The organism is Kitasatospora sp. NPDC088264 (genome assembly GCF_040685715.1).
In the GTDB taxonomy this organism is placed as follows: domain Bacteria; phylum Actinomycetota; class Actinomycetes; order Streptomycetales; family Streptomycetaceae; genus Kitasatospora.
Window position 1 is genome coordinate 38,951 of record NZ_JBFBIR010000059.1, and the last position, 11,587, is coordinate 50,537.

Annotated in this window: 15 protein-coding genes; 8 read left to right on the plus strand and 7 right to left on the minus strand. The window is 75.3% G+C overall.

Features of this window, described 5'->3' with window-relative positions; genetic code table 11:
* Nucleotides 1-15: 15 nt before the first annotated feature.
* A complete protein-coding gene (locus AB0O82_RS31480) occupies nucleotides 16-564 on the minus strand; it encodes an alpha/beta fold hydrolase (protein ID WP_363587312.1) in 549 nt (182 codons plus the stop codon).
* Nucleotides 565-820: 256 nt separating this feature from the next.
* On the opposite strand from AB0O82_RS31480, the gene AB0O82_RS31485 reads away from it, so the two are divergent.
* From AB0O82_RS31485 to AB0O82_RS31495, 3 genes are all read left to right on the plus strand, one after another.
* The gene (locus tag AB0O82_RS31485) at nucleotides 821-1,387 is read left to right on the plus strand and encodes a DJ-1/PfpI family protein (protein ID WP_363587313.1); all 567 of its coding nucleotides are present in this window, start codon (nucleotides 821-823) and stop codon (nucleotides 1,385-1,387) included.
* Nucleotides 1,388-1,588: 201 nt separating this feature from the next.
* A complete protein-coding gene (locus AB0O82_RS31490) occupies nucleotides 1,589-2,791 on the plus strand; it encodes a serine hydrolase domain-containing protein (protein ID WP_363587314.1) in 1,203 nt (400 codons plus the stop codon).
* 73 nt (nucleotides 2,792-2,864) lie between these two features.
* Nucleotides 2,865-3,425 carry a gamma carbonic anhydrase family protein gene (locus AB0O82_RS31495; RefSeq protein WP_363587315.1) on the plus strand — a complete coding sequence of 187 codons (561 nt, stop codon included), beginning with the start codon at nucleotides 2,865-2,867 and terminating at the stop codon, nucleotides 3,423-3,425.
* On the opposite strand, the gene AB0O82_RS31500 is transcribed toward AB0O82_RS31495, so the two are convergent.
* Nucleotides 3,422-4,636: an MFS transporter gene (locus tag AB0O82_RS31500; protein ID WP_363587316.1), complete on the minus strand. Its 1,215-nt coding sequence runs from the start codon at nucleotides 4,634-4,636 to the stop codon at nucleotides 3,422-3,424. The genes AB0O82_RS31495 and AB0O82_RS31500 overlap by 4 nt on opposite strands.
* 156 nt (nucleotides 4,637-4,792) lie before the next feature.
* On the opposite strand from AB0O82_RS31500, the gene AB0O82_RS31505 reads away from it, so the two are divergent.
* From AB0O82_RS31505 to AB0O82_RS31520, 4 genes are all read left to right on the plus strand, one after another.
* The gene (locus AB0O82_RS31505; protein WP_350886016.1) at nucleotides 4,793-5,029 is read left to right on the plus strand and encodes a DUF2277 domain-containing protein; all 237 of its coding nucleotides are present in this window, start codon (nucleotides 4,793-4,795) and stop codon (nucleotides 5,027-5,029) included.
* A gap of 82 nt (nucleotides 5,030-5,111) precedes the next feature.
* Nucleotides 5,112-5,348: a DUF6296 family protein gene (locus AB0O82_RS31510; RefSeq protein WP_350886018.1), complete on the plus strand. Its 237-nt coding sequence runs from the start codon at nucleotides 5,112-5,114 to the stop codon at nucleotides 5,346-5,348.
* Between the two features lie 96 nt (nucleotides 5,349-5,444).
* Nucleotides 5,445-5,729: a DUF427 domain-containing protein gene (locus tag AB0O82_RS31515; RefSeq protein WP_063346074.1), complete on the plus strand. Its 285-nt coding sequence runs from the start codon at nucleotides 5,445-5,447 to the stop codon at nucleotides 5,727-5,729.
* A gap of 102 nt (nucleotides 5,730-5,831) precedes the next feature.
* Nucleotides 5,832-6,653, plus strand: a complete 822-nt coding sequence (locus AB0O82_RS31520; RefSeq protein WP_363587317.1) for a hypothetical protein — start codon at nucleotides 5,832-5,834, stop codon at nucleotides 6,651-6,653.
* Nucleotides 6,654-6,657: 4 nt separating this feature from the next.
* On the opposite strand, the gene AB0O82_RS31525 is transcribed toward AB0O82_RS31520, so the two are convergent.
* From AB0O82_RS31525 to AB0O82_RS31545, 5 genes are all read right to left on the minus strand, one after another.
* Nucleotides 6,658-6,999 carry a hypothetical protein gene (locus tag AB0O82_RS31525; protein WP_363587318.1) on the minus strand — a complete coding sequence of 114 codons (342 nt, stop codon included), beginning with the start codon at nucleotides 6,997-6,999 and terminating at the stop codon, nucleotides 6,658-6,660.
* A gap of 100 nt (nucleotides 7,000-7,099) precedes the next feature.
* A complete protein-coding gene (locus AB0O82_RS31530) occupies nucleotides 7,100-7,264 on the minus strand; it encodes a hypothetical protein (RefSeq protein WP_159398310.1) in 165 nt (54 codons plus the stop codon).
* 216 nt (nucleotides 7,265-7,480) lie between these two features.
* The gene (locus AB0O82_RS31535; RefSeq protein ID WP_363587323.1) at nucleotides 7,481-8,662 is read right to left on the minus strand and encodes a cytochrome P450; all 1,182 of its coding nucleotides are present in this window, start codon (nucleotides 8,660-8,662) and stop codon (nucleotides 7,481-7,483) included.
* Nucleotides 8,663-8,840: 178 nt separating this feature from the next.
* On the minus strand, nucleotides 8,841-9,059 hold the full coding sequence (locus AB0O82_RS31540; RefSeq protein WP_363587319.1) for a ferredoxin: 219 nt from the start codon (nucleotides 9,057-9,059) through the stop codon (nucleotides 8,841-8,843).
* Between the two features lie 195 nt (nucleotides 9,060-9,254).
* Nucleotides 9,255-10,796: an ATP-dependent DNA ligase gene (locus AB0O82_RS31545; RefSeq protein ID WP_363587320.1), complete on the minus strand. Its 1,542-nt coding sequence runs from the start codon at nucleotides 10,794-10,796 to the stop codon at nucleotides 9,255-9,257.
* 218 nt (nucleotides 10,797-11,014) lie between these two features.
* Between AB0O82_RS31545 and AB0O82_RS31550 the strand changes: the two genes are divergently transcribed.
* On the plus strand, nucleotides 11,015-11,482 hold the full coding sequence (locus tag AB0O82_RS31550; protein ID WP_363587321.1) for a GNAT family N-acetyltransferase: 468 nt from the start codon (nucleotides 11,015-11,017) through the stop codon (nucleotides 11,480-11,482).
* Nucleotides 11,483-11,587 lie beyond the last annotated feature (105 nt).

An 11,587-nucleotide genomic window follows, 5' to 3' on the forward strand; every position in this document is an offset into this window, starting at 1 on the left:
CCCCCGTCCGATGCGTCACAGCTCTGCGAGCAGCTTGCGGCCCTCCGGCCAGTCGCCCAGCCCGGAGTCCGAGTTGAGGTGTCCGTACGCGCCCGGCTCGACGTACCGGGCGCCCCACGCGCTGGCGAACAGCCGGGCCCGCTCGGGGCTGACCCACGGGTCGTCGGTGCTGGCGACGACCACGGCCGGGAACGGGAACGGCGCCAGGGCCACCGGCCGGAAGCCGGTCAGCTGCGGGACTTCGGCGGTGTCGATGTCCGCGGGGGCGACCAGCAGCGCGCCGCGCACCGCGGCGGTCCGCCCGGCGGGTGCGGCGGCCACCCAGCGGGCCACCGTGACGCAGCCGAGGCTGTGGGCGACCAGCACCACCGGCCCTTCGGCGGCGGCCTCGGCCACCGCCGCGTCCACCCGGGCGATCCAGTCGCTCTGGTCGGGGTGGTCCCAGTCCGCCTGCTGGACCCGGCGGAAGGCGTCCGGTTCGGCGGCCTCCCAGCGGGTCTGCCAGTGCTCCGGGCCCGAGTTCTGGTAGCCGGGCAGGACGAGGTGGGTGGTGCGGTCCGGCATGGGCTCCTCCGGTGTGCGGTCGTGGCGGGCAGCAGGAGTCTAGGACGCGGGCAGCCGCGGCCCGCAGCCGGGCGGTGACCCGGCGCGCACGACCCTCGGCAGGCGCGCACACCCGGTGACGCGCCGCAGTACGCCCGGTGCGCCCTGTTGCCAACGGCACGGCCGGTGCGGGAGGTTGGTCCGGGCCCGCGGCCGGTGGCCACCGGCCGGGGCCCACGCCGTGTCGGACGCTCGACCATGTGGAGGGATGTCGGCGATGACATCGAAGATCCTGCTCGTCACCGGGGACGCCGCCGAGTCGCTGGAGGTGTTCTACCCGTACCAGCGGCTGCGCGAGGAGGGCTACCAGGTCGACATCGCCGCCCCGACCAGGAAGCGACTCCAGTTCGTCGTCCACGACTTCGTCGACGGCTACGACACCTACACCGAGAAGCCCGGCTACACCTGGCCCGCCGACCTCGCCTTCGCCGACGTCGACCCGGCCGACTACGTCGCGCTGGTCATCCCCGGCGGCCGCGCCCCCGAGTACCTTCGCAACGACCCGGACGTGCAGCGGATCGTCCAGCACTTCTTCGCCGGCGACAAGCCGGTCGCACAGATCTGCCACGGCCCGCTGATCACCGCCGCCGCCGGGGTGCTGTCCGGCCGCCGCAGCGCCGCCTACCCGGCGCTGGCGCCGGACGTGAAGGCGGCGGGCGCCGAATTCGTCGACGGCGAGGCGGTGGTGGACGGCGTGGTCGTCTCGGCCCGCGCCTGGCCCGACCACCCGGCGTGGCTGCGCGCGTTCATCGAGATCCTGCGCACCAAGGCGCCGGCTTCCTGACCCGCCCGCCCAGGCCCGTCGCGCCCCCGACCCGTCTCGGGGGCGCGACTCCGGGAACCCGTCAGGGTCACGCCCCTCCCCAGGTAGCAGGCGCGCCGCCCCGGAGGCTGACGACCGCCCCGCAGTCGCCCTGCCATGGTGTCAAAGACCATGGCAGCGGCGGAGGTTGACAGCCCTGCCGGCCGGAACAGGGAGGACGTCATGACCACCGACCCAGCCGCCACCACCCGGCGCCGCCGACGCGGGCCGGCCCTGCGCGCCGCCGTCGCGGCCCTCGCGGGCGCGGGCCTGATCGCCGCGCTCGCCCCGGCCGCCGCCGCCCAGGACGCGGCCCGCCCGGCGAGTGCCACCGACCGCAGCGCCGACTGGACGGCCCTCGACACCGCCCTCGCCGACCTGACCGCGAAGAACGTCGCCACCTCCTCCCTCGCCGCCGTGCGCGAGAACGGCCGGCTCGTCCACCGCGCCGCCGGCGGCGTCGCCCGGCTCGGCGCGGACACCCCCGCCGACCCCGCGGGCCGCTTCCGGATCGGCAGCACCACCAAGACCTTCGTGGCCACTGTGCTGCTCCAACTCGTCGGCGAGGGACGACTGGGACTGGACGACCGCCTGGAGAGCCTGCTGCCCGGCGCGGTGCCGAACAGCGCGGACATCACCGTCCGCGAACTCCTCAACCACACCAGCGGCGTCGCCGACTACACCCAGGACCCGGCCTTCAACTCCTACGACCAGAACTGGCTCGACACCGGCCGCTACACGTCCTACAGCCCGCAGGACCAGGTGGACATCGCCGACAAGTACCCGCCCGCCTTCCGCCCCGGCCAGGACTGGCAGTACTCCAACACCAACTACGCCCTGGTCGCGCTGATCATCGAACGCCTCACCGGCCACGGCTGGAACGAGGAGGTGGAACGCCGGATCATCCGCCCGCTCGGCCTGACGGGCACCTCGATGCCGCTCTACTCCCCGGTCATCCCCGGCTCGCACGCCCACGCCTACCTCAAGCTCGACAGCGGCCCGGCCGACGTCACCTCGCTCAACCCCTCCATGGCCGGCCCCTCCGGCGCGGGCATCTCCACCACCGCGGACCTGACGACGTTCATCCGCGCCCTGCTCGGCGGCCGGCTGCTGCGCCCCGCCGAACTCGCCGAGATGCAGAAGACCACCGCCCACGGCGGGGGCCAGGCCTACGGGCTCGGCCTCCAGCGGGTGGACACCCCGTGCGGTGCGTTCTGGGGCCACGCCGGCGGGATCCCCGGCTACAGCACGATGATGCTCGGCTCGCTCGACGGGAAGCGCCAGTTCGCCAACAGCACGACCTTCTACGACGCGCCGGATCCGGCCGCGGCCCTCGCCGCCTGGCAGCGGGCGGTGAACGCCGGCGTCTGCGGCGGGCAGGGGTAGGACGGGTGCTGCGGATCCGCCCCCTACGCTGTCCGGCGACAGGAACGGCCGACCGTCACCAGGAGGACGAGACATGGCAGAGCCGCTGATCGCCGCAGTCGGGGGCAAGGTGCCCACCGTCGACCCGGGCGCCTTCCTCGCACCGAACGCCGTCGTGGTCGGGGACGTGACGATCGGCCCCGGCGCGGGCGTCTGGTACGGGGCGGTGCTGCGCGGCGACGCCGAGTCCATCACCGTGGGCCGGGACAGCAACATCCAGGACAACTGCACCCTGCACGCCGACCCCGGCTTCCCGCTGGTGGTCGGCGAGCGGATCTCGGTCGGGCACAACGCGGTGCTGCATGGCTGCGTGGTCGAGGACGACGCCCTGGTCGGGATGAACGCCACCGTGCTCAACGGCGCCCGGATCGGCGCCGGTTCGCTGGTCGCGGCAGGCGCGGTGGTGCCGCAGGGCATGCGGGTGCCGCCCGGCTCGCTGGTCGCCGGGGTCCCGGCCAAGGTCCGCCGCGAGCTGACCGAGGACGAGAAGGCCGGCATCAAGGCCAACGGCGAGGGCTACCTGCTGCTGGCCGCCGCCCACCGCGAGCTCGAACCCCTGGCGCAGCCCCGGGCCCAGATCCAGCCCCAGCCCTAACGCTGGACGCCGGCCGGAGCCGCCGCGGCCGGAGCCGTCGCGGCAGGCTCCGGTGCGGCGGGCACGGGCCGGCGCCGGTCGGCCGCCCAGGCGAGCACCGCGATCAGCGCGCCCGAAGCGGCCAGGCCTGCGCCCACCAGGGTCGGCGCCGTCCAGCCGAACCCGGCGTCCAGGGCCAGCCCGCCGAAGTAGGCGCCCTGCGCGTTGGCCAGGTTGAACGCGCCCTGCACCGTCGCCGAGGCCAGCGTCGGCGCGCTGCGCGCCTTCTGCAGGACCAGCGTCTGCACCGCCGGCACGATCGCGAAGCCGAACAGCCCGATCAGCACCACCGTGACGGCGGCCGACCAGCGGGCGTGCGCGGTCACCGCGAACAGCGCCAGGGTGGCGGCCAGCAGCACGAAGGCGGCGCAGACCGTCGGGCGCAGCGCCCGGTCGGCCGCGAACCCGCCGATCACGTTGCCGATCGTCATCCCCACCCCGAACAGCGCCAGCACCAGTGTCACCGAGCCGGTGGCGTACCCGGACACCTCGGTGAGCAGCGGCGCGATGTAGCTGTAGCAGGCGAAGAAGCCGCCGCAGCCGAACACCACGGTGGCCAGCGCCAGCCACAGCTGCCCGTCGCGGAAGGCCCGCAGCTCGTGCCGCAGCCCGGCCTGCCCGGGGGAGGGCAGCGACGGCACCAGCCGGGCGATGGCGAGCGTCCCGGCGGCGGCGATCAGGACGACCACCAGCATGGTCGCCCGCCAGCCCAGGTGCTGCCCCAGCAGTGTGGCGGCCGGCACGCCGACGATGTTGGCGATGGTCAGGCCGGAGAACATCACGGCCACCGCCCGGGCCCGGCGGTCCGGGGCCACCAGTTCGGCCGCGGCCACCGCGCCGGCCCCGAAGAACGCGCCGTGCGGCAGTCCGGTGATCAGCCGGGCGGCGGCCAGCGTCCAGAAGTCCGGTGCCAGCGCGCACAGCAGGTTGCCGGTGGCGAACAGCCCGGCGAGCGCCACCAGCACGGCCTTGCGCGGCCGGCCGGAGGCGAGCGCGGTGAGCAGCGGGGCGCCGATGACCACGCCCAGCGCGTACGCGGAGATCAGCCAGCCGGCCTGCGGGATGGAGACGTGCAGATCGTCGGCGACCTGGGGGAGCAGCCCCATGGCGGCGAATTCGGTGGTGCCGATGGCGAACGCGGTGACGGCCAGCGCGAGCAGCGCGAGAGGCAAGGGGGTGACTCCGGGGTGACGCCCGCGGACGGGTTGGCGCGGCGGGACGGGGGGATTCGTTCGTCCGGCATCCTAATCCGGCCGGATGACGCCGCCGTGAGGTGCGTGTGACGGGAGGGGGTCGCCAGTACGGCGTCCACGCGCGAGACTGGGTGCATGTGCCGCAACATCAAGACGTTGCGCCCGCCGGTGACGCTCGACGCCGACGAGGACGACTTCCGCGCCGCCGCGCTGCAGTACGTCCGCAAGGTGTCCGGGTTCCGCGCCCCGGCGGCGCACAACCGCGAGGCCTTCGACCGGGCCGTGGACGCGGTCGCCGAGGCCACCGCCCGGCTGCTCACCGAGCTGGAGGTCCGCGGCGCGCCCGCCCGGGCCGCCGAGGCCACCGCGTAGGCCGACCGCCGTCCGGCGGGTCCGCCGACCGCGGCCACGCATCGGGACCAGGAGATCGGGACAATCGGGACAGGAGATGGAGATGACCCCCGCGAACCGTTACGTGCTCACCTTCCCCGGCACCCCCGGCACCCAGGCCCCGCAGGACGTCGTCGTGGTCGTCCGCACCAGCGCGACGGGCCCGGGCGGACACCCGGTGTACGAGGACGCCAGCGGCATCGTCCGCGCCGAGATCAGCGACGCCGGCGAGGTCCGGATGCTCGCCAGCGGCGGCCACCAGTCCCCGCACCTGCCGGTCCACGCCGAGCCGCTGCCCTGACCGTTGCCCCGGCTGTTGCCCTGACCGTCCGGCATCCGCCGACGATTTCCGCGAACCCCCCCGGGTGCCGTCCGCCCCTGGGGCAGAATCGGCCGCATGACCACAGCGCGCTGGCAGGGCACCGTCGTCGCCGAGAGCGACGAGACCGTCGTCGTCGAGGGCAACCACTACTTTCCGGTCGAATCCGTCCGGACCGAATTCCTGCGTCCGTCCGACACCACCACCGTCTGCGGCTGGAAGGGCACCGCCGGTTACTACACGTTGGAAGTGGACGGGCGGACCAACCCCGACGCGGCCTGGTACTACGCCGACCCGAAGCCGGAGGCCGAGGAGATCCGCGGCCGGGTGGCGTTCTGGCGCGGGGTCGAGATCACCGGGTAGGGCGTACCCCGGGAGCGGAGGGGGTACCGGACATCTATGGCAGTCTTCCGTAAACCCGGACGTTCCAGGCCTGTCCCCGAGCCCGCTCCCACCCCCGCCGCCGTGCCCGACGCCGCCTTGGCCGGCGAACTCGCCGAACTGGTCGAGCAGGCCGAGCAGCCCGAGGGCGAGTGGCGGATCGCCGAGTACCGGGCCGGCCGTGGCCGCGGCCGGGCCCTGGTGGCGAACGCGGCCCACCTGCTCGGCCGGGGCGGCCGGGTCGCCGCCAAGGGTGCCGCGTTCGGCGGCCGCGCCCTCACCGAGCAACTGGTGCGGGCCGCGCCGCGGATCCCGGTGCGCGACCTCGCCACGCTGCGCGCCCAGCACCCCGGCGCGGCCGACCCGGAGGCGCTGGCCGACCTGCTGGTCACCGGCGCGGCCCGGGCCTCCGGCGCGCTCGGCGCCGGCGTGGGCGCGGCGGCGATGCTGCCGGTGCCGCCCGCGATGCCGGTGGAGATCGCGGCGGAGACGCTCGCCGTCGCGGCCTTGGAGATCAAGCTGATCGCCGAACTGCACGAGGTCTACGGCGCCCGGGCGCCGGGCGGTGTCACCCAGCGGGCCGGGGCCTACCTGGGCGCCTGGGCCAACCGCCGGGGGATCGACGCGAGGTTGCTGTCCCGGCCGGCCGGGTTCGCCGCCCTGGCGCTCGGGGCGGAGGTGCGCCAGCAGGTCAGCCGCCGGCTCACCCGCAGCTCGCTGCGCCGCCTGCCGTCGCTCACCCCGCTGCTGGTCGGCGCCGGCATCGGCGCCACCGTCAACCGGCGCGACACCCGCCGGCTGGCCGTCGAGGTCCGCGCGGACCTGCGTGCGCGTCCCCCGGTCGACCGCGCCTACTGGGCCGCCGCGGCGCCGGCGGTGCGGGGCGAGGTCGTCCCGGGGGACTGAACAGCTAGGGCCTGTCCGGCGGGGCCGGGGCGGCCGCGCCCCGGCCGGCCTTGACGCCGTTCACCATCGCCTGGTGTATCGCCCGCGCGGTGGTCTCGTCCGCCGCCGGGACGGGGCTGCCGGTCACCGTGTACCAGTCCAATGCGCCGGTGTACTGGACGGTGAGCCGGGCCTCGCCGTCCACCCAGGTGGTGTGCACGGTGAGGTCGCCGGAGATGGGGCCGATCTCGGTGGTGGTGACCCCGCCGGGTCCGCTGATGATCGACTGCGTGGTCCAGGTCGCCCACGACGTGCGCGGGTCGACGGGCGGTCGGGCCTGCCTGCCGTTTTGATCGTGTTCGGTCATGCGCTTATCCTCCCCCGCCGGTGAGTCGCTGCCCGGGCAGCGACACCTGCGGTCGCGAAGACCGCCCGGTCCCACCGGGCGGTCGGGTGCTCACAGCTGTTCAGCGGTCCGGACCGGACTCCTCCAGGGTGGGCTCGCCCTCCGCCTGGGAGGTGTCCTGCGCGTGCAGGTTCTGCATCGAGGTGATGCCCTCTTCGGGATCCGCGGCGCGGACGTCCTCGTCACGGTCCGTGCTCATCTCGGCCCGTTCGCTCATGTCGGTCATGGCGGGCTCCGTCTCCTCGGCCGGTCCGGGCGCGCTCCGAGCCGGGGTGCGGCAGGGCCGGGTCTGTCTCTCACCCCCCAGCCTGCCCCCGCCCCGGCCCCGGGGCCAGCCGAACGGGCTAGGGCGGGTCTGACAATTCCCGCCGCGTGCTGATCCGACGCGAATTGTCGGACACGCCCTAGTCGCCGGCCGGCCCCGCCCTCCGTCCGACGGCCGTCACCAGGTGACGGGCAGCGACCGCATTCCGTAGATGAACGCCTCCGAGCGGAACTTCCGCCCCTCCCCGGTGGCCGCCGGCCGCAGGCCGGGCAGCCGCCGGAACAGGGTGGCCAGGGCGATCTGGAGCTCGGCGCGGGCGAGCGGCTGCCCGAGGCACTGGTGCACGCCGAAGCCGAAGGCCATGTGCCGCCGGGCGTCCCGGTCGAGGTCGAGCTGGTCGGCCGGTCGCAGGTCGGCGCCGCCGAACATCTCCTCGTCCTGGTTGGCGGTGGAGATCAGCGCGATCACGCCCTCGCCGGCCCTGATCACGGTGCCGCCCAGCTCGACGTCCTCCAGCGCGACCCGGGGCAGGCCGTGGTCCACGATGGTCAGGTGGCGCAGCAGTTCCTCGACGGCGCCGGGCAGCGCGGCCGGGTCGGCCAGCCTGGCGATCTGCTCGGGCTGGTCGAGGAGCAGGGCGGTGGAGAGCGAGATCATGTTCGCGGTCGTCTCGTGCCCGGCTATCAGCAGCAGGATGCCGGTCGTGGCGACCTCGCCCGGCGTGAGGTCGTCCCGGACGGCGAGCCGGCTGAGGATGTCGTCGCCCGGCTCCTCCCGCTTGCGGGCGGCCAGGCCGCCGAGGTACTCGCGCAGTTCGTCCGAGGCGGCCTGGACCTCCTCGGCCGAGCTGTGCTTGTTGAGCAGGGTCCGGCTGAGGCCCTGGAAGCGGTCCCGGTCCTCGTACGGGACGCCGAGCAGCAGGCAGATCACCAGCGAGGGGACGGGCAGCGCGAAGTCGGCGACCAGGTCGGCCTCGGTCCGGCCGTCGGTCATCCGGTCGAGCGCCTCGTCGACGATCTGCTGGATGCCGGGGCGCATCGCCTCGACCCGCTTGACCAGGAAGTCGCCGGTGACCATCCGGCGCTGCCGGGCGTGCTCGGGGTCGTCGAGCCGCAGGAAGCTCGGGTTGGCGAGGAGGGCTTCCCGGCGGCCGGGAACCAGCAGCGGGAACCCCTGGTGGCGGGCGTCCGCGCTGAACCGGCGGTCGGACAGGATGGTGCGGACCTCGGCGTAGCCGGTGGCCAGCCAGCAGGACTCGCCGTCGGGCAGGGCGGCGCGGGTGATGGGTGCCGTCGCGGCGGCCTCGGTGTAGGCGGGCGGCGGGCTGAACGGACAGCCGGCGTCGCGCGGGGCGGGCATCGGGAAGGTCCGGGCGGTGGGTGTGCTCGTCAAGGTGGGGTCTCCTTGCGTCGCAATGTCCTCGGGTGGGTGGGGTGGCGCCGGGGCCGACGGTTCGCGCGACGACGGCCGGGAACGGCGGTCGTCACGGTGGCCGGGGTCGGCGCGGGCGGGGGACCGTCGGGAGCCGGCGGGGGCGTCAGCCGGCGTCCTCGGCGGAGTCCTCCTCGGTGACGGTGATCGCGCCGCCCGGGCAGAGCTCGGCGGCGAGCCTCAGCACGGCGAACTGCGGGGGCTTGAACTCGGTCTGACGGAGGACCACCAGACTGTCCTGCTCGTCCTGGTCGAAGATCTCCGGAGCGTTCAGGACGCACATCCCGGAGCTGCAGCAGCGGTCCCGGTCGACGCTCACCTTCATGGTCGAGCACCTCTCGCCAGTGCGGCGCCGGGCGTCCGGCGGCCGCCTCTCGTTGTCATTGCCAACCTAACCGTCACCCTTGCGTCCACGGAGGGGCGATGCGGGGATCGTCCAGAATGGCCGATTCGGGTCGGAGCCGGTCCAGCGTCGCCGCAAAGGGGGTTTGAAATTGACGTTACTCCGCCAAAGGACGGCTCACAGCCCCTCGGCGGCGGCAATCTCCCGGACGGTGGCGACGGTGTCGGCCTCGGCGGCGCTCTTGTCCGGCCGGTAGCGCACCACCCGGGCGAACCGCAGGGCCAGCCCCGCCGGGTAGCGGGGGCTGCGCTGGAGACCGTCGAAGGCGATCTCGACGACCAGTTCCGGCCGGACCCGCACCGTCCAGTCGTCCCGCCCGCTCTCGCGGGCGAGGAGTTCGGCGGTCTGCCAGGCGAGCGTCTCGTCGGTGAGGCCCTTGAAGGTCTTGCCGAGCATCACCCACGGGCCCAGCCCGGGCTCGCCCGCCGCCCGGGCGCCCAGGTGCAGATTGCTGAGGAGGCCGCGCCGCCGGCCGCTGCCCCACTCGGCGGCCAGCACCACCAGGTCCAGGGTGTGCCGGGGCTTCACCTTGATCCAGCCGGCGCCGCGCCGCCCGGCCGCGTACCCGGCCGCCGGGTCCTTGACCAGGACGCCCTCGTGTCCGCGGGCCAGGGCCTCGCGGAAGAACGCCAGTGCCCGCTCACCGTCCCCGGTCTCGGTGCGGGGCACCCGCAGGCCCTCCGGCACCGCCTCGTCCAGCGCCGCCCACCGCTCCCGGCCGGGGCGGTCCACCAGGTCCTCGCCGTCCCGGTGCAGCAGGTCGAAGAAGAAGGCGCTGAGCGGGACTTCGGCGCGCAGCCGCTCCGGATCCCGCCGGGAGGCGGTGCGCGCGGCGGTCTCCTGGAACGGGCGCGGTCGCCCGTCGGGCCCGAGCGCGATCGCCTCGCCGTCCAGCACCGCCGAGCGCAGCGGCAGCGCGAGCGCCGCCTCGGCCACCTCGGGGACGCGCGCGGTGATGTCGTCCAGGCCGCGGGTGAACACCGCGACCTCCGCGCCGTCCCGGTGCACCTGCACCCGGACGCCGTCCAGCTTCCACTCCAGGGCGGCCGGGCCGGTGCGCTCCAGCGCCGACGCCACGTCGGGCGCGGAGGCGGCCAGCATCGGCCGCACCGCCCGGCCCACCTCCAGCCGGAACGCGGCCAGCGCGGGCGCCCCGCCGGTCAGCGCCGCCTCCGCGACCGCCCGGGCGGAGCCGCGGAACATCAGCGCCCGGCGCACCGCCGCCGCGGGCACCCCGGCCGCCTGGGCGACGGCGTCGCCGACCAGCGCGTCCAGCGCGCCCTGGCGCAGCTCGCCGACCAGCACCGCCCGCAGGAACGCCTGCTCGACCTCGGTCGCCCGGGCGAACAGCCCGGCCAGCAGCCGCCGCCGCTCGGCCTGCGCGCCGGGCCCGTGCACCCCGGCGATCCGCTCCAGCTCCCGTTCGGTCTCCCGGACGCCGAGCGAGGCCTCGGCGGCGGGCGGCGGCAGGTCGCGCAGGCCCGCCGGGCCGACGCCGGTGCGCAGCCGCTGCGACTCGCCCGACAGCAGGCCCACGGCCGCCGGGGCCTCGGCCGGGCCCAGTGCGCGCAGGCAGTCCGCGAGCAGCGCCGTCTTGGCCCGCCGTCCGGGCTCGGCGGCGACGGCGCGGGACGTCTGGGCCAGGTGCCGCAGCCGCATGGCGCTCCTCGGGTGGTGCGTGGCCGGGCGTCCAGGATCGGCCACCCGACCGGCCACCGCACGGCGGGCGGTGCGCCCGTACCGCGCCGGAGTGGAGTGCGCGGGCGGCCGGTCTTGGCCGTGGTGGAGCTCGGCGCGGAGCCGACGGCCCGTCATGCTGGCGCCACACCGCGGCCCGGCGACCCCGGGGCCCGCCCGCCCGATCGAGGGAGACCGAGTTGACCACCACGACCCGCTGGAGCGTCGGCGCGCCGGAGCGCGCCGACTACCCCGTCTGGCGCGAACTCTTCCGCGGCTACTGCGCGTTCTACCGGCTGCCGATGCCGGAGGAGAAGGCCGAACTGGTCTGGTCCTGGCTCCACGACCCGGACCACGAACTGGAGGGCCTGCTGGTCCGCGACGGCGACGGCACGCCGGTCGGACTCGCCCACTACCGCCCGTTCGCCCGCCCCCTGCACGGCGCGGTCGGAGGCTTCCTCGACGACCTGTTCGTCGCGTCCGAGGTGCGTGGCGGCGGCGCGGTGGACCAGCTGCTGGCCCGGCTGCGGGCGATCGCCGCCGAGCGCGGCTGGAACACCGTCCGCTGGATCACCGCCGACGACAACCACCGCGCCCGCAGCAAGTACGACCAGGTCGCCACCCGGACCATGTTCGTCACCTACGACATGGCCCCGGACGCCCCGTGACCCGCGTCCGGGCGGCCTGAGGGCGTGCCTCGGGAGCGGGCCCCGGGTCCGGCCGCGGCCGGACCCGCGCCCCGGCCCCCGGACCTTCGTTCGGACGTTCTGTTA